This is a genomic window from Aestuariivita sp. (genome assembly GCF_021404545.1).
Classification (GTDB): domain Bacteria; phylum Pseudomonadota; class Alphaproteobacteria; order Rhodobacterales; family Rhodobacteraceae; genus Aestuariivita.
In genome coordinates, this window is record NZ_JAAWWD010000010.1 from 45,124 (window position 1) to 60,371 (window position 15,248).

General features: G+C 62.9%; 18 protein-coding genes. 1 reads left to right on the top strand and 17 read right to left on the bottom strand.

Translation table 11 applies throughout. The annotated features are described in order from the left end of the window. Positions 1 to 16 precede the first annotated feature (16 nt). The 17 genes from HEP69_RS06240 to fabD all read right to left on the bottom strand — a co-directional run bounded on the left by HEP69_RS06240 (position 17) and on the right by fabD (position 13,790). Entirely contained in the window at positions 17 to 427 is a 411-nt protein-coding gene (locus tag HEP69_RS06240; RefSeq protein ID WP_290557703.1) for a DUF3168 domain-containing protein, read from the bottom strand. After that, a complete protein-coding gene (locus HEP69_RS06245) occupies positions 424 to 762 on the bottom strand; it encodes a head-tail adaptor protein (RefSeq protein ID WP_290557704.1) in 339 nt (112 codons plus the stop codon). The genes HEP69_RS06240 and HEP69_RS06245 overlap by 4 nt, the downstream gene beginning before the upstream one ends. Next, a complete protein-coding gene (locus HEP69_RS06250) occupies positions 762 to 1,358 on the bottom strand; it encodes a hypothetical protein (RefSeq protein ID WP_290557705.1) in 597 nt (198 codons plus the stop codon). Before HEP69_RS06250 ends, HEP69_RS06245 begins: the two co-directional genes overlap by 1 nt. A gap of 173 nt (positions 1,359 to 1,531) precedes the next feature. Further along, complete coding sequence (locus HEP69_RS06255) at positions 1,532 to 2,713, bottom strand: phage major capsid protein (protein WP_290557706.1); 1,182 nt, start codon at positions 2,711 to 2,713, stop codon at positions 1,532 to 1,534. Positions 2,714 to 2,747: 34 nt separating this feature from the next. Continuing rightward, complete coding sequence (locus HEP69_RS06260) at positions 2,748 to 3,302, bottom strand: HK97 family phage prohead protease (protein WP_290557707.1); 555 nt, start codon at positions 3,300 to 3,302, stop codon at positions 2,748 to 2,750. A gap of 20 nt (positions 3,303 to 3,322) precedes the next feature. Next, a complete protein-coding gene (locus HEP69_RS06265) occupies positions 3,323 to 3,541 on the bottom strand; it encodes a hypothetical protein (protein WP_290557708.1) in 219 nt (72 codons plus the stop codon). Continuing rightward, positions 3,534 to 4,718: a phage portal protein gene (locus HEP69_RS06270; protein WP_290557709.1), complete on the bottom strand. Its 1,185-nt coding sequence runs from the start codon at positions 4,716 to 4,718 to the stop codon at positions 3,534 to 3,536. The genes HEP69_RS06265 and HEP69_RS06270 overlap by 8 nt, the downstream gene beginning before the upstream one ends. Before the next feature lie 123 nt (positions 4,719 to 4,841). Continuing rightward, complete coding sequence (locus HEP69_RS06275) at positions 4,842 to 6,212, bottom strand: terminase family protein (RefSeq protein ID WP_290557710.1); 1,371 nt, start codon at positions 6,210 to 6,212, stop codon at positions 4,842 to 4,844. Further along, positions 6,121 to 6,465, bottom strand: coding sequence for a hypothetical protein (locus HEP69_RS06280; protein ID WP_290557711.1), 345 nt, complete (start codon positions 6,463 to 6,465; stop codon positions 6,121 to 6,123). The genes HEP69_RS06275 and HEP69_RS06280 overlap by 92 nt, the downstream gene beginning before the upstream one ends. A 213-nt stretch (positions 6,466 to 6,678) precedes the next feature. Beyond that, positions 6,679 to 7,836: an endolytic transglycosylase MltG gene (gene mltG / locus HEP69_RS06285; RefSeq protein WP_290557712.1), complete on the bottom strand. Its 1,158-nt coding sequence runs from the start codon at positions 7,834 to 7,836 to the stop codon at positions 6,679 to 6,681. Then, positions 7,836 to 9,095, bottom strand: a complete 1,260-nt coding sequence (gene fabF, locus HEP69_RS06290; protein ID WP_290557713.1) for a beta-ketoacyl-ACP synthase II — start codon at positions 9,093 to 9,095, stop codon at positions 7,836 to 7,838. Before fabF ends, mltG begins: the two co-directional genes overlap by 1 nt. Positions 9,096 to 9,168: 73 nt before the next feature. Continuing rightward, the gene (locus HEP69_RS06295; protein ID WP_290557714.1) at positions 9,169 to 10,116 is read right to left on the bottom strand and encodes an arginase family protein; all 948 of its coding nucleotides are present in this window, start codon (positions 10,114 to 10,116) and stop codon (positions 9,169 to 9,171) included. Between the two features lie 3 nt (positions 10,117 to 10,119). Beyond that, positions 10,120 to 10,863 carry a 1-(5-phosphoribosyl)-5-[(5-phosphoribosylamino)methylideneamino] imidazole-4-carboxamide isomerase gene (locus HEP69_RS06300; protein WP_290557715.1) on the bottom strand — a complete coding sequence of 248 codons (744 nt, stop codon included), beginning with the start codon at positions 10,861 to 10,863 and terminating at the stop codon, positions 10,120 to 10,122. 80 nt (positions 10,864 to 10,943) lie between these two features. Continuing rightward, positions 10,944 to 11,516 carry a GNAT family N-acetyltransferase gene (locus tag HEP69_RS06305; RefSeq protein WP_290557716.1) on the bottom strand — a complete coding sequence of 191 codons (573 nt, stop codon included), beginning with the start codon at positions 11,514 to 11,516 and terminating at the stop codon, positions 10,944 to 10,946. A 143-nt stretch (positions 11,517 to 11,659) separates the two neighbouring features. Then, the gene (locus HEP69_RS06310; RefSeq protein WP_050929435.1) at positions 11,660 to 11,893 is read right to left on the bottom strand and encodes an acyl carrier protein; all 234 of its coding nucleotides are present in this window, start codon (positions 11,891 to 11,893) and stop codon (positions 11,660 to 11,662) included. A 211-nt stretch (positions 11,894 to 12,104) separates the two neighbouring features. Next, entirely contained in the window at positions 12,105 to 12,842 is a 738-nt protein-coding gene (fabG, locus tag HEP69_RS06315) for a 3-oxoacyl-ACP reductase FabG (RefSeq protein WP_290557717.1), read from the bottom strand. Between the two features lie 9 nt (positions 12,843 to 12,851). Then, the gene (fabD, locus tag HEP69_RS06320) at positions 12,852 to 13,790 is read right to left on the bottom strand and encodes an ACP S-malonyltransferase (protein WP_290557718.1); all 939 of its coding nucleotides are present in this window, start codon (positions 13,788 to 13,790) and stop codon (positions 12,852 to 12,854) included. 166 nt (positions 13,791 to 13,956) lie between these two features. Here fabD and HEP69_RS06325 point away from each other — a divergent pair, with 166 nt between their 5' ends. Beyond that, on the top strand, positions 13,957 to 15,165 hold the full coding sequence (locus HEP69_RS06325; RefSeq protein WP_290557719.1) for a cytochrome b/b6 domain-containing protein: 1,209 nt from the start codon (positions 13,957 to 13,959) through the stop codon (positions 15,163 to 15,165). The last annotated feature ends 83 nt before the right edge of the window (positions 15,166 to 15,248 follow it).

The following is a 15,248-nucleotide window of genomic DNA, read 5'->3' on the forward strand; positions in this document are numbered from 1 at the left end:
TTCTCCGTGTTGAGTGTTAAATGTCATCGACGCGGGCGCGAAATCTCAGATCGATCTGCCGCAGCGATCCCGCGGGCCCGGTCCGCCGCGCAACGGCGCGGTCGAAATTGAGATAGACGAGCGTGCCACGGGTCAGAGGCAGCGGCATGTCCAGCGCATCCGTGATCGCACCGGCGGCCTGCTTGGCCAATGCGAACCCGGCCGCCGCCGACACCACCGAAACGGTGAACCGGTGCAGGCTGCCCGATCCCGTCACATCCGACCGGTCGGTGGCGGTTTCGGGTCCAAGGCTTACATAGAGGCTCGGCAAGGCCCCCTCGGGCATTGCATCGTAAATCGCGCTGCCGACCAACGCGTCCAACGCGGGATCCGCTTGCAGGTGTTGATACACTGCCGATTGCAACGCCGCGGACACTGCATAGCTCATGCCACGACCTCCTCTTGCGCAAAGCATGTCAGGTACCGGCCATGCCCGTCCCATTCGGTCACTGCTGTGATGGCATAGATCCGCGTCCCTTCTCGAAACCGCTGTCCGGGCTGAGGATGCGATGCCGCCCCATAGGGCGCCCCGCGCACAACGATCTTAAGCGGAACCGTTGCAACGGTTGCCGTGCCAGATGTCCGTTCCCGCCCCGAGCGGCTTTGAATCCCCGCCCAAAGCTCTCCCAGCGCGACCCAGGTCTCAGAATAGCCGCCCGCGCCGTCGGGCGCGCGCTCCGGAGATTCCAGCACCAGCTTGCGGTTCAGATGCGGCACCTTCATCACGCCCGGCCCGCGCGCAGGCGCAATGATTTGTACCGCTCGATCAGACTCGAGACGCCAAACGGCATGCAGCCGCCCGAAAGGCCGGTCTCATGCCGGAACTCGTAATAATGCGCGGCCAGCATCAGAACGGCCTGAGCCAGATCAGACGGAATCTCCGTGAACGCCGCCGCATAGCCGGCGCTGAAGGTAACCTTGACCGAGCCGTCCTGAGGCAACAAAGGCAGCAACATGCTGCGCGGCTTGAGCGCGGGCCTGTGCGTATCCTGCTCCAGCCAGTAGCTTTCGGCCGGAACGGCGGTCTCCTGACCCAGGCGATCCATCAACGTCACCGCATCGACCGCTGCAATCGGAGCCACCGGAAACACCTGACCCATGGCATTCTGCCAACCGTTCAGAACAAGGGAAAAGTTGCGCGTGATCAGCACCTTGCCCGTTCGGGCCTCAACCGCAGCGATGGCCGCGCGCAAAAATGACTGCAAGACACTGTCTTGCAAACTGCCTTCGTCAAACCCGCTGCCCATATGCAGATGCGCCTTGAACGCCTCCACCGGCAATGCCGCATCAGGTACGATGTTCTCTTCTATCAACATCATCAATTCACTCCGAATCTCTCTGCCCGTCCGCACCTGCTCGGCGCGGGAAATCGACCGCGTGCCGCCCCACGTTGCTCGGACGGAGGGGAGCAGCTAGACAACATGAGGGGTCTTCTCAGACACGCGCCCGATCCCGAGGTCGGCCTGCACAGGCCGACCTCTATCGACCTTCCTTACGAAAGGCCGAATTTCAGCAGCTTTATGGCCGCGAAATCGCTCACATCCCCGCCGACGCGCTTGGTCGCGTAAAACAGAACATGCGGCTTGGCGCTGAACGGGTCGCGCAGCACGCGCAGATCGGGACGCTCGGCCACGGTGTAACCGGCGGCGAAATCGCCAAAGGCAATGGAATGACTGCCGCTGGCCGCATCCGGCATATCCTCGGCAATCAGCACAGGATACCCCATCAGGCGCGCGGGTTCCGCCGCCGCGAGACCGTCGGACCACAAAAACCGGCCATCGGCATCCTTGAGCTTGCGCACCAGGCCCGCTACCTTGGAATTCATCACGAAAGTCGCATTGGCGCGATACTCCGCCCCCAGGGCATAGACCAGGTCGACGATCGCCTCCGCATTGCCGATCCCGCCATCGGTCCCGGTCGCGACATAGCCCAGATCCCCCCAGGACCACGATGCGTCATCCACGATGGTATGCGCCAGAAACCCCTTGGGCTTGTCCACACCGTCACCTGCGACAAAGGCCGCCGCCTCGGCGCGCGCGAACTTGTCCGCGATCCGGCCTGCCAGCCAGCCTTCAATATCGAAGGCACTGTCATCGAGCAGCCGTTGGGAGGCTTTGGGCATCGCGCTCAGCTCGTTCAGCGCAATAGAGATCCTGTCGATCTGCGGGCTGTCGGTCTCGCCGGTGGCTGCAGTCTCGGTGGCCCAGCCTGCGCCCACATCGGTGTGATCGACCAGCACGTCATAGGACGTCGCTTCGACATTGACCACATTGGCAATCGCCCGGATCGAGGCCGTGGCATTCAGAACCGACTGCACCGTGTCAGAGGTTTGCGGATCCACCAGATACCCGCCATCGCTGTTGACGGCCGTCGAGAGCGCCTTGCCCTCCATCTCCAGGCCCCGCAGCGCATCGTCATCGCCGCTGCGCAGATAGGCTTTAAAGGCTTTCTGGTGCGGTGCGTCCATCTCGACGCCGCCTGCCAGATGCGGGCGCGCCGCAAATTGGGTTTTACGATCCAGCATGGTCAGTCGCTCTTCCGTTTGTTGAAGTTTGTGTTGAATTTCATTCTGAAAGCCCTTGAAATCGGAAATGAAACCGGTCACCGCCTGCTTCACTTCCTCAGCCGGAGACACACCTTCCCCGACCCGAGCCTTCGTCTCGGTCTTGCTCATCAGCTTTTCCTTTTGATGCTGAGAAAGAGGCGCGTCAGCGGCGCCCCAGCTCCAGCCGCGCGCCCTCAAGGGCCGCCGCCAATTCGCGCAGGCCAGCGTCGGTTTCCAGGCTTTCGCCCTTGGACGCCACCCGCGCACTGGGCAGCATCGGGAAGGTCACCAACGACACCTCCCAGAGCTCCAGTTCTGTCAAGAGCCGCTGGCCCTTGTCGTTCTTTGCCGCCTTGAGCGTGCGATACCCGATCGACAATCCGTCCAGCGCGCCCGCCTCGATCAGTGCGGCGGCCTCCCGACCTCGCTGGGTGCTGTCCAAAAGCCGCCCCCGGACAAAAAGCCCCTTTTGATCCTCGCGCACCTCGTCCCAGATCCCGATGGGCTGCGCCGGATCGTGCTGCCACAGCATCTTGAGGTGACGGTTTTCCGTCCTGAACGCGGCCAATGAGGCGGCATAGGCGCCCCGCTGGACTATATCCCCGCCCTGATCGGTCTCGCCAAAAAGGCTGGCATAGCCACCGATCACCGACCCTTCCGACAGCTGCACTCCTTCGCCAAACCGGGCGAATTTGTGCTCCAAACCCGTCTCTTGCATCTCATCCACTCCTCGTTGTCTCACATCACCAGGCTCGATACCGACCGGAATGTCTCCGCCAGGATCACCGCGAGCATGCCGTAGACCATCAGCCACAGCCGCCGTTCGATCAGCTCGACCATGTCCTCGATCCGCTGGATTTGCGTGTGCAGCATCTCAATCTGAATTTTCGTCACCCTTTCGTGCGCTTCCAGCCGCAGACCGGGAGCACACAGAAAGCTTGTGTCGGGCTCAGCCATCCGCAGACCCTTCATCCCGCGCGGGCAGACCCAGCAAGGCGCGTTTCTCCCCCTCGCTCAGAAAATCGGCCTGGGTCACGCGCGCCCATTGCGCATCGCGCTCCGCTGCCAGGGCAGGCACCTGATCAAGGTCGGGCTTTAACTCCACCGCCTCGCCGCTATAGGCTGAAAGCCAGGACGACACCGCCGCCGTGACCCGCGTGGCCAGCGGCAGCACAGTCAGGCGGTAAAACGCGCGGTTGGCCTCCTGATAATTGGCATAGGTCGCGTCTCCCGCGATCCCCAGCAGCATCGGCGGCACGCCAAAGGCCAAAGCAATCTCACGCGCCGCGGCATCCTTGGTCTTCTGAAATTCCATGTCCGAGGGCGAAAACCCCATCGGTTTCCAGTCAAGCCCCCCCTCCAGCAGCATCGGGCGACCGGCGTTCCGCGCACCCTGATGATGGCTCTCCATCTCAGATTGCAGGCGGTCATATTGCTCGGCGCTCATCACGCCCTGCCCGTCGGCCCCGCGATAGACGATCGCACCTGACGGCCGCGCGGCATTGTCCAGCAGTGCCTTTGACCAGCGGCTGGCCGCGTTATGCACATCCAACGCCATCGCGGCGGCCTGCATCGGCGAAAGCCCGTAATGGTCGTCTTGCGGATGAAAGCTGCGGATATGGCAGATCGGCGACGGCTCGGTCACGTGAAAGCGATGCTTCTGTCCCCCAACCGCATATTCATAGGCGGCAGGCCAGCCATCGGACCCGGGCACCACATGCATCCGGTCAGACCGCAAGACATGCAATTCAACAGGCACAAGACCGTCGCCGGGCACGGCTTCAAGATAGGCATTGCCCGACAGCATCAACTGACCATAAAGCGCCTCCATCAACTCCGCCCGCCCTTGCGCCAGATTGGGGCGCGCCAGCAATGTCAGCAGCGGGTGCGTGTCATAGCGCCGCTCCGCATCCTGTAACACCACCGGCAACGCGGCGGCAGCCTCGGCGATCAGCTTGACCGACCGGAACCCCACGGGGTTGCCCGCAAAGCCGGTCTTGGTCAGCGAGACGGTATCGCGCGGGCTCCACGCCACCCGGCCCGAGCTGTGATAGGCGACCACCGGCCCCGTCCGGCTCGCCTTTTGTTCCGGCAGGTTCTCCTGCTTTGTGCCGCGCAAGAAATCAAACACCATTCTCAAGCTCCTCGTTCGCCCGGCACCCTGGCCGGGCCTCGTACCCGTCGTGTTGAGAAGAGTTTTGACAGAGCTTTCCGAAGACTTTCACAATCCACCGAACGGTGCTCGCCGGGCCCTTGTTTACAAGGACCGAACCCGCGGCAGCCGCCATTTGGCCGCCGGTTCAATCATCAGCTCATGCAGCGCCCAGACCAACGCATCGACCCGGTCGGGCGATCCGCTGCCGCGATACCCGCTCACTGTCATCTGCACCATCTGCTCTTCAAGCGCGCCCAACCCCCGCAGATGCCGCACCCGCCCCTGCTCATAAAGGGCCGCCACCGGTTCGGCCCGCGCGGCCTTGCCCCGGCTTGCGTGCACCCCGCGATAGGCCACCAACGGATCGAGCTGGCGCACCACCTCCTCGACAAGCTGCCCGCCCTGATTGACTTCGGCCACCAGCCGGTCCGCGCCATGTTCCCGCATCGCCTCGATCGCGGTGCGCGCCCAGCCCAGCGGGCTTTGCCCCTGTACGGTCTCATCGGCCAGAACGACCGCCTGCCAGTTCTGCGGCGGCCCGTCCATCCGCACCCCGGCCACGACAATCCCACAGGCATCTGACGACGTCTTCCCCGACACCGCCGGATCCAGCGCCACAACCACCCGGTCCAGCGGCGGGGCATGGTCGATCAAGGCCCCTTCCAACAGATCCGAGGTCCAAAGCGCCCCGTCCACATCCGACAACAGAACCCCGTCCAGCTCCTGCTGGCCCAATCGGGTTCCGGCATAGCGTCGCCGCACCTCTTCCAGAAAGGATCCGGCAAGATTGGCGCGATTAGCCTCCGTCGGCGCATGGGTAACAACCGTCGATGGCGCCTCCAGCAGTTCCTTGAGTATATCGACATTGCGCGGCGTGGTGGTCACGCAAACCCGCGGATCCTCGCCCAGCCGCAAGGCAAATTGCAACATGTCCCAGGTGTCGCGCGCCTTGCGCCACTTGGCCAGTTCATCCACCCAGGCCGCATCGAATTGCGGGCCGCGCAACCCTTCGGGGTCATGCGCGGAATAGGCCTTGGCCTCTGCTCCGTTGGGCCAGATCAACTTGGCTTCCCCCGCCTTCCATACAGGGCGGCGATCGGGCGGCGAACAAGCCAGAATGCCGCTTTCGCCGAACACCATCACATCGCGCACCTGGTCAAAGGTTTCGCCAACCAGCGCCACGCGGGACGCCGCTCCAGGATCCAGCGGCATCGCCCCTTCGACCTGTGCGCGCACCCATTCGGCACCGGCGCGCGTCTTGCCAGCACCCCGGCCCCCCATCACGACCCAGGATCGCCAATCGCCCCCAGGAGGAAGCTGATGCGGCAAGGCCCAAAACTCAAAAAGAAAAGGGAGGGCAGCGAGCCCTCCCTCTCCGATCTCATTTAGGAACCGCTCCTGTTGTGCAACAGGCGCGGAGGCGAGCCAGGCGGCACCCGACTTCAAATCGAGCGCGGTCAAGGTCGATGGCATATCCACCTTGCGCGATTCCCAGCTCTCGGTTCTTTTGATCAACAAGGTTTGCCTCCACTTTCAAACAATTTCTGATCAAGGCTTCTGACGGCGCCAGATGTTTCGACGCCACCGTCAAATCAACGCCCTCACTGTCGCGGATCTGTTGTTTCAGATCTTCAATGACGATCCGTAGTTCTCGGATCGAGTCGTGGAACGCACCGATCAGATCGGCCGTGCCATGCTCATGGTCTTCCGGGGTCACGATAGTCATATTGATTATTATCCTCATGCGTGAGTGAACTCCGCACGAGAGAGACGCAGATCCGCCCCTGAAGCATCGCCTCAGGATGGGTTATGCAAATCTTCCAGCTTGTCGCAACTTATAAGGGAAAGCGTTCGGAATGTCAAGGAATTTCTGATGAGCTTCGCCACCCAACCCCCTGATTATAAATGTTATTTATTGGTTAACAGGGCGTTCGCAAGGTCAGTCGGAATTGGCCCGTTCCGCTTCGATCTGGCGCCAGCGCGCCACATTGCGGTTATGCTCGGCCAGGGTCTCGGCAAAGGCATGACCACCGGTGCCGTCGGCCACGAAGAACACATAATCAGTCTCGTCCGGGTTCACGGCCGCCTCAAGACTGGCCAATCCCGGATTGGCGATGGGGGTTGGCGGCAAACCTGAAATAACATAAGTATTCCAAGGTGTTTCGCCGCGCAATTCACTGCGTCTCAGGCCGCGGCCCAACGTTCCCTGACCCTGAGTAATGCCATAGATTACCGTGGGGTCGGTTTGCAGGCGCATGCCCCGGTTCAGTCGGTTCACAAAGACGCTTGCCACCTGCTCGCGCTCTTCTGCGACCGAGGTTTCCTTTTCAATGATCGAGGCCAGGATCAGCATCTCTTCGGGGCTTTCCAGCGGAAGGCCCTCTTGCCGGTTCTGCCAGGCCTGCGCGATGCGCTCGGTCTGTGCTGCCTCCATCCTGCTCACGATATCCGCCCGGTTGTCACCGGCCTGCACCTCATAGCTGTCTGGCGCAAGGCGACCCTCGGCGGGAACGGCCTCAACCTCCCCCTCCAACACATCCATCGCTTTGAGGCTTTCCACGACCTGCCAGCTGGTGACGCCTTCGGCCAGAGCGATCCGGAAGCGCGTTCCGATCTCGGCCTTCTTCTCCACGTAAAGGTCGGGAGCCTCTTCTTCGGCCGGGTTGTATTGCGCCATCTCGACAAACCGGTTTGTTGCCGGATCAAGCTCGCGCACTTCGGCAAGAACCCGTGTGACACCGATCCGGTACACAATCTCGGTGCCACAGGTGCTGGCCCCGCCACGGGTGATCTGGTCAACGATGGTCTCCATCGATGCACCCGGCGCGACAAGAAAACTCCCCGCCTTCAACTGATCGGATTTCTCGGAGTAATCCGCGCCCATCCGGAAGATGCGCGCCGATGTAATGGCGCCATCCGCCTCCAGCGTCTGGCTCACCCGCCCCATGTTCGAGCCGCGCTCGACCTGAACACAGATCGCCTCGCTCAACGGGCCGGGTCCACGATACTGACCCTGACCCCACATGATCAGGCCGCCCAGCAGAAACAGCCCCACGATCAGCAGGGACAGCCCGTTAGAGGCAACCGCCCGCCACATCAGTCGACCTTCCCAAAGACCACGCTTGCATTTGTCCCGCCGAACCCGAACGAGTTCGACAGCGCGATGTTGATATCGCGCTCACGCTTGGCATTCGGGGCCAGATCAACCGGTGTCTCCACGGCGGGTGTGTCCAGATTGATGGTCGGCGGAGCCACCTGGTCGCGGATCGCCAGGACCGAGAAAATCGCCTCGATCGCGCCTGCCGCACCCAACAGATGCCCCGTCGCGGATTTGGTCGACGACATCGTCACCTTGCCCGCCGCATCGCCCATCAGACGTTCGACCGCGGCCAGCTCAATCACATCCGCCATGGTCGAGGTGCCATGCGCATTGATGTAATCCACTGCCGACGGATCAATATCGGCATCACGCAGGGCCGCGCGCATCGACCGCTCTGCGCCTTCGCCATTCTCGGACGGGGCGGTGATATGATACGCATCCCCCGACAGACCATAGCCCAGAACCTCGGCATAGATCTTCGCGCCGCGCGCCTTGGCGTGTTCATACTCTTCGAGAACGACGATGCCCGCCCCTTCGCCCATGACGAACCCATCGCGGTCTGCGTCATAAGGGCGGCTGGCCGTCTCTGGCGCGTCCGGGCGCTTCGTCGACAGCGCCTTACAGGCGTTAAATCCAGCTATACCCACCCGGCAGATTGCGGCCTCGGCGCCGCCTGCGACCATGACATCCGCATCGCCGTATTTGATGAAACGGGCCGCGTCGCCGATCGCGTGGGCACCTGTGGAACAGGCCGTGACCACAGAATGGTTTGGCCCTCGAAAACCATAACGGATGCTCACCTGACCCGAGATCAGATTGATCAGCGCGCCCGGAACAAAGAACGGGCTGACGCGGCGCGGGCCCTTCTCTTCCATCATCACGGCCGTATTTGCGATGGAATTCAGCCCGCCGATCCCCGAGCCGATCAGGACACCGGTCCGCTCCTGGCTTTCGGCATCGTCCGGCATCCAGCCCGAATCCTCAACCGCCTGCTGCGCGGCGGCAAGACCAAACATGATAAACGTGTCGATCTTGCGCTGCTCTTTGGGCTCCAGATAGGTATCGGGATTGAATGTCCCGTCACTGCCGTCCCCGCGCGGCACCTCACAGGCATAGGTCGTCGTCAACCCGGTGGTGTCAAAACCGGCAATTGGACCGGCCCCCGATTTCCCCGCGAGGATCCGCGCCCAGGATTCGTCCACACCATCCGCCAGAGGCGTCACCAGCCCCAGACCCGTCACCACAACTCTGCGCATGAACTGCCCTCTTGCCTGTCGTCTTTCCAGCGCCCTGCTCTTACCCCGACCGGTCCCCCGGGGGCAAGGGTGCTCAGATGTCCCGGTCGGCGACCTGACGCGCAATCAGACCCAGCACCGTCGCCAGGATCTGGCCGGCGGTGCGTGCGCCGATGCCAGCCTGATCCGCCTCTGGCATGAACTCGACCAGATCGAACCCCGCAATCGGGCATCGCGCGGCAAGCCCGCGCAACAGCTGCAAGACCTGCGCATGGGTCAGGCCGCCACCGGTAGCGGCGATCACCGCGGGCATGATCGACGGGTCCAGCGCGTCACAATCAAAGCACACGATCACCGGCTGGCCCGCAGGCACGGCGTCCAAGACAGAACTCACACCAACCTGATGCACAATGTGAGCAGGCATGATCTGCGCGCCATAAGCGTCGGCTGCTGCCACCTCGGCCTTGCCTGCCGATCCAATGCCGCGCGCACCGACCTGAACAATCGTGCCGATATGCTCCATCTCGCTGGCGCGCCGCATTGTGGAACTCAGCCCCCAGGGCGTCCCCTCCACCTCTGCACGCCAGTCGATATGGGCATCTATCTGCAATATGTTGAATATGCCCCGCCCGGCAAAGGCCTTCAGCATCGGGATCGGGACCGAGTCGTCACCGCCCAACAGCACAGGGACACCGCCGCCGTCCAGGATTTGAGAGGTCCTCTCTGAGATCAGTCGCCGGTTCTCCTGGGGAGTGTTGGGATCGACCGGCAGATTGCCCAAATCGAACGCGCATATGCCCTTTGGCAGGACGCGATGGCCCAGATCGAAATTGTACCGGTCATGGCTGCCCGCATAGGCGGCGGCCCCCAGGCGCATCGCGTGCGGCCCGCCTGCGCAATAGGCCCCCACGGATCCGTAGGGCGTTGCGCAATCGGCGCCAAAGACCCCTATATCGCCTGAAAAACTCTCGGCCCTCGCGGCAGGCAACCCCATCAGCGTTTCGCCCGCATCGCCGCCAAACATATCCGACAACAACACCATCGCTTACTGAAAGCCTGCCACGGGTTCCGGTCCCGGGCGCGCCACACCCAGCGCCTCTACCAGATCGATATCCTTGCGAAAGAGCGCCCTGCCAACGATCGCACCGGCGATATTGGGCACATATTTCAGACGCGCGATATCGTCGATGTTGCGGACCACACCGCTCGCGATCACCGGCGTGCGGGCCTCGGTCGCCAAACCGGAAATCAGACCCAATTGCGCCTCCACCTCCGCCATATCGCTGTCGATATCCGTCACGATTATGCCGGCCAGCGGCGCGTCATCGAACGCTTGGATGAACCCGGATGGTGTAAAGGCACTGGGCGTGCGCCACCCCTCGGTCATCACCTGACCCTGCCATACATCCACCGCCAGAACGATCTGATCGGGGTGGTACTTGGCCAACTCCTTGACCAGATCGGGATTTTGCGCCGCAAGCGTGCCCACAACCACACGCCCGGCCCCTTTGTCGATCCAGCGTTCCACCCCATCGCGTGTCCGGAACCCGCCGCCCAACTGCACCGGAATCCCTGCGGCGCGGATGATCTCTTCGACCAGATCACTGTTTTCCGACCGCCCCTCCACCGCATCCAAATCGGTCAGATGCATCCACTCCGCCCCCGCCGAGGCATAACCGCGCGCGGTTTCGACCGGATCAACATGCCAGATCACCGGTTCTTCCAGCCGTCCCCGGTTCAGTGTCACGCAGCCCCCGTGCTGCAATTCGATTGTCGGAAAGAGTATCATCGTCTCGGCCTCCCCGCCTGGACCATCATCGCACCGCTCTGGGTCCGATCACTCTACCACAGAGCGAGCCACACCGATCCTCAGTTTCGACATCCCGCGGACCGATAGCGGCATGGTCGGCCTCCGGGTGGGCCGTTTCGGCGCATCAGAACCAGCGCAACACCGTCCATCTCGGCATCGCGCAGCGTACGATATCCCAACGCCTCCGCAATCCTCAGCGACCGGTCATGCGCCTGCGTGATCAGCGCGGTGAGCGGACCGGGAATGACCCGGTCGAACCACTCATGTGCGGCCTGTACCGCTTCCAGAGCCAGACCCTGTCCTTGCGCCTCGCGGGCCAGAACCCAGCCCGCCTCTGGATAGGGGTCGAAATCATCGCCCAGTTCGCGGTTGCCATAAAAGAACCCGGTCTGCCCGACCATCCGGCGCGAGCGCACCTCCGAGATGGCCCATTGACCAAACCCGGTCATCTGCCAGTGCCCGGCATTGCGCAGGAAGGCGTCCCAACTCGCCGCGCGCGACCTCGGCCCGCCCCGGATCTGCGCGACGACCTCTGGGTCTGCCCAGATTTCCGCAAAGCGATCAAAGTCTTCGGGCCGCATCGCACGTAATGTAACACGTGCGGTATTGATGATAGGGACGGTTCTTTTCATGGGTCGGTCTGGGCCTGCTGCTCGGGTTTTTCACCCAGCCTGCGCCCATGTGGCACACAGGTGCAAGGCCAAAAGAAAACGGCGCCGCCCATTTTGGGCCGCGCCGCGTAATCCTGCCGATAAACTCGGTCTGTCAGACGGGGTTAAGAGGCGTCCGAGATGAATTTGACCGCGTCACCAAAGGTCTGGATGGTTTCGGCCGCGTCATCCGGGATCTCAATGCCGAACTCTTCTTCGAAGGCCATCACCAGTTCAACGGTATCGAGGCTGTCCGCACCCAGATCGTCGATGAACGACGCGTTCTCGGTCACTTTGTCCTCTTCTACACCCAGGTGCTCTACAACAATCTTCTTCACGCGATCTGCGACGTCGCTCATGTCTGTTCCTCACGTCTTCCGGGCCGTTGGCCCGTTGTTCTGCCCTTGCCCGCTTGGGGTGGCTTGGTTGGTGCCCGCATGCGGGCGGCTCATCCCCGACATGGGGCAGCAGAGGGCACGCCCCTGCTCAAATGTGCGCCGCCTATAACACAGACCGCGTCAATGGCAAACGCTTTCACCCTTTCGGTCTCCCACCTGGGAAACCGTGCTGTCACAACATGGCCATCCCGCCATTGACGTGCAAGGTCGTGCCCGTGACATAGGCTGCCTCGGGGCTGCTAAGGTATAGAACCGCCGCGGCAATTTCCGCCGGACTGCCCATGCGTCCGGTGGGAATCTGCGCCAGAATGGCGCTTTTCTGCTCTTCGGTCAGCTTGTCGGTCATTGCCGTCTCGATGAACCCGGGCGCCACCGCATTCACCGTGATTCCCCGGCTCGCCACCTCATAGGCCAGCGATTTCGACATGCCGATCACGCCCGCTTTGGACGCTGCGTAATTGCCCTGACCGGGATTGCCGGTGGCCCCCACCACAGATGAGATATTCACGATCCGGCCCCAGCGGGCCTTCATCATGCCGCGCAGCACACCTTTGCACAGCTTGAAGGTCGCCGTCAGGTTCACGTCCAAGACGCTCTGCCATTCATCATCTGACATCCGCATGAACAGGTTGTCGCGCGTGATGCCGGCGTTGTTGACCAGAATGTCAACGCTCCCCATTGCCTCCGCCGCCTGTTTCGGCAGCGCGGCCACGGCGTCGCCATCGCTCAGGTTGCACGGAAGCACATGTGCCCGCTCGCCCAGCGCACCGGCCAGCGCCTCCAATGGATCCACCCGTGTGCCCGACAGGCCCACCGTGGCGCCGGCCCCATGCAATGCGCGCGCAATATCGGCTCCGATGCCGCCCGAAGCGCCAGTCACCAGCGCGTTTTTTCCCGTCAGATCAAACATCTCTCTTCCTTACTTCAAGCTTTCTGCCGCCGCCTGAACATCGGCAGGCGTGGCAATGTTCCGGGTCGCGATCTGCCGATCGATCCGGCGAACCATACCCGAGAGCGCCTTACCCGCGCCGATTTCCCAGATTTCGGTCACACCGCGCTTGCCCATCTCGATCACGCTTTCACGCCAGCGTACCGCACCAGTGACCTGATCAACCAGCAAAGACCGGATACAGGCCGGATCGCTTTCCGGCTCGGCCAGGACGTTGGCGATGAGCGGCACGGCGGGCTCTTCGATATCCACATGGCTCAGCGCTTCGGCCATTGCGGCGGCGGCGGGTTCCATCAATGCGCAATGAAACGGGGCGCTCACCGGCAGCAGCATCGCGCGTTTGGCCCCCTTTGACTTGGCGATTTCGATAGCCCGCTCTACCGCGTCCTTGTGGCCCGACACCACGACCTGCGCAGGGTCGTTGTCGTTGGCGGCCTGACAGACCTGACCTTTCGCCGCCTCCGCCGCCACGGCGCGGACGGCCTCCAGATCCAGCCCCAGAATGGCTGCCATCGCGCCCACGCCCACGGGCACCGCGTCCTGCATGGCCAGCCCGCGCGCGCGCAGCAGACGCGCCGCATCCGGGAGGCTCAGCGCGCCCGCTGCGGCCAAAGCAGAGTATTCGCCCAGCGAGTGGCCCGCCACAAAGGACGCCTGACTGATCGTTACCCCTTCGGCATCCAGCGCCCGCATCGCGGCCATGGATGTCGCCATCAGCGCCGGCTGGGCGTTCTGCGTCAGGGTCAGCGTTTCGATATCGCCCTCCCAGATCAACTGGCTGAGCGGTTCGCCCAACGCCTCGTCAACCTCCGCAAAGACGGCCCGTGCGGCCGGATAGGCCTGTGCCAGTTCAGCCCCCATGCCAATGGTCTGGGCCCCCTGCCCGGGAAAAACAAATGCGCGGCTCATCAACATCCCTCCGATCCTGTTTGCACTGGCATAGCTTCCCCTCTACCAAAGGGCAACGGCGCCCGAACCTGTGCGGAGCTGCGCGAGACTTGTGCGGTTGCGGCGCTTGAGTTGAGGGGCGCATGGCATAGCTTTGCCACGTCGCACCAAACCCGGAGCCGCCCAAATGAGCCTTGCCAACACCGCCCGCAGCTATGGCAGCGTGACCAAGACCTTCCATTGGCTGACCGCGCTGTTGATCCTGACGGCCATTCCGCTGGGATGGTATGCCAATCAGCTGCCCTATGACACCTCCGACCAGTTGGCGCAAAAGGCGCTGGTGTTTTCGCTGCACAAGACCGTGGGCGTTACCGTCTTTGCCGTGGCACTGGTCCGGATCCTCTGGGCCGTCACCCAACCCAAACCGGCCGGTCTGCACCCTGAGCGCAAGCTTGAGACGATGCTGGCCGAAACGGTGCACTGGTTGCTTTACGGCGCGCTGGTGCTGGTCCCTCTGACCGGCTGGATCCACCACGCGGCCTCCGAAGGGTTCGCGCCGATCTGGTGGCCCTTTGGCCAGACCCTGCCCTTCGTGCCCCGCGATACGGAGCTTTCGGCGCTCTTTGCCGGGCTGCATATCGTCACCAAATGGGTGCTGATCGGGGCGATTGGCCTGCATATCGCGGGCGCGCTCAAACATCACCTGATCGATCGCGACAGCACCCTGCGCCGGATGCTGCCTGGTATCAGCATAGGCCCGGTTCCCGCGCGCGAGAAGCACACTGTCCTGCCCGTCGTCGCGGCACTCCTGCTCTGGGCCGGTGCGATCGGGATCGGCAGCGTATCAGGGGCCTATGACAGCCACTCCGCGATTGTCCCGCAAGCCGCCGCGCTGGAGGAGGTCGAGACCGACTGGACCGTTCAGAACGGCAGCCTCGGCATCACCGTCACCCAATTGGGCAGCACGGTGGAGGGTCGCTTTGCCGACTGGACCGCCGCGATCACCTTTGAGCCACGCGAGACCCAAGGCCCTGCGGGCCGCGTGGATGTGACCGTCGCCATCGGCTCGCTGACCCTCGGTTCGGTCACGACAGAGGCTTTGGGTCCGGAGTTCTTTGCCGCCGAAACCTTCCCGACCGCCCGGTTCGAGGCAGAGATCCTGCGCACCGCCGACGGGTACATTGCCCAAGGCCCCCTCACCATCCGCGATCAGAGCCAGGAGATCACCCTGCCCTTCAACATCGCCATCACCGACGCCACCGCCACGGCCAGCGGCGCCCTGTCGGTCAACCGGCTGGAGTATGGGGTCGGCCAAAGCTATGCCGACGAAAGCTCGGTCGGGTTCGGGGTCGAAATTCGCTTTGATCTGACAGCGACCCGCACAGATCCGGCATAACAACGCCCAAACCCTCTGACCGAAACCCGCCTTGCAAAGGACCACAACTGTCGTTTAGCTGCGGTTGCCTGTCCCTTCAGCCC

What these genes read in the sequence shown, in the direction of transcription:
- HEP69_RS06255 (WP_290557706.1), bottom strand. Translation starts at nt 2,713, where the DNA reads ATGAGCAAGACCGAGACGAAGGCTCGGGTCGGGGAAGGTGTGTCTCCG.
- HEP69_RS06305 (WP_290557716.1), bottom strand. Translation starts at nt 11,516, where the DNA reads ATGAAAAGAACCGTCCCTATCATCAATACCGCACGTGTTACATTACGT.
- HEP69_RS06265 (WP_290557708.1), bottom strand. Translation starts at nt 3,541, where the DNA reads ATGGCTGAGCCCGACACAAGCTTTCTGTGTGCTCCCGGTCTGCGGCTG.
- HEP69_RS06270 (WP_290557709.1), bottom strand. Translation starts at nt 4,718, where the DNA reads ATGGTGTTTGATTTCTTGCGCGGCACAAAGCAGGAGAACCTGCCGGAA.
- HEP69_RS06295 (WP_290557714.1), bottom strand. Translation starts at nt 10,116, where the DNA reads ATGGTGTTGTTGTCGGATATGTTTGGCGGCGATGCGGGCGAAACGCTG.
- mltG (WP_290557712.1), bottom strand. Translation starts at nt 7,836, where the DNA reads ATGTGGCGGGCGGTTGCCTCTAACGGGCTGTCCCTGCTGATCGTGGGG.
- HEP69_RS06275 (WP_290557710.1), bottom strand. Translation starts at nt 6,212, where the DNA reads ATGCCATCGACCTTGACCGCGCTCGATTTGAAGTCGGGTGCCGCCTGG.
- HEP69_RS06280 (WP_290557711.1), bottom strand. Translation starts at nt 6,465, where the DNA reads ATGACTATCGTGACCCCGGAAGACCATGAGCATGGCACGGCCGATCTG.
- HEP69_RS06310 (WP_050929435.1), bottom strand. Translation starts at nt 11,893, where the DNA reads ATGAGCGACGTCGCAGATCGCGTGAAGAAGATTGTTGTAGAGCACCTG.
- fabG (WP_290557717.1), bottom strand. Translation starts at nt 12,842, where the DNA reads ATGTTTGATCTGACGGGAAAAAACGCGCTGGTGACTGGCGCTTCGGGC.
- fabF (WP_290557713.1), bottom strand. Translation starts at nt 9,095, where the DNA reads ATGCGCAGAGTTGTGGTGACGGGTCTGGGGCTGGTGACGCCTCTGGCG.
- HEP69_RS06250 (WP_290557705.1), bottom strand. Translation starts at nt 1,358, where the DNA reads ATGATGTTGATAGAAGAGAACATCGTACCTGATGCGGCATTGCCGGTG.
- HEP69_RS06300 (WP_290557715.1), bottom strand. Translation starts at nt 10,863, where the DNA reads ATGATACTCTTTCCGACAATCGAATTGCAGCACGGGGGCTGCGTGACA.
- fabD (WP_290557718.1), bottom strand. Translation starts at nt 13,790, where the DNA reads ATGAGCCGCGCATTTGTTTTTCCCGGGCAGGGGGCCCAGACCATTGGC.
- HEP69_RS06325 (WP_290557719.1), top strand. Translation starts at nt 13,957, where the DNA reads ATGAGCCTTGCCAACACCGCCCGCAGCTATGGCAGCGTGACCAAGACC.
- HEP69_RS06240 (WP_290557703.1), bottom strand. Translation starts at nt 427, where the DNA reads ATGAGCTATGCAGTGTCCGCGGCGTTGCAATCGGCAGTGTATCAACAC.
- HEP69_RS06260 (WP_290557707.1), bottom strand. Translation starts at nt 3,302, where the DNA reads ATGCAAGAGACGGGTTTGGAGCACAAATTCGCCCGGTTTGGCGAAGGA.
- HEP69_RS06245 (WP_290557704.1), bottom strand. Translation starts at nt 762, where the DNA reads ATGAAGGTGCCGCATCTGAACCGCAAGCTGGTGCTGGAATCTCCGGAG.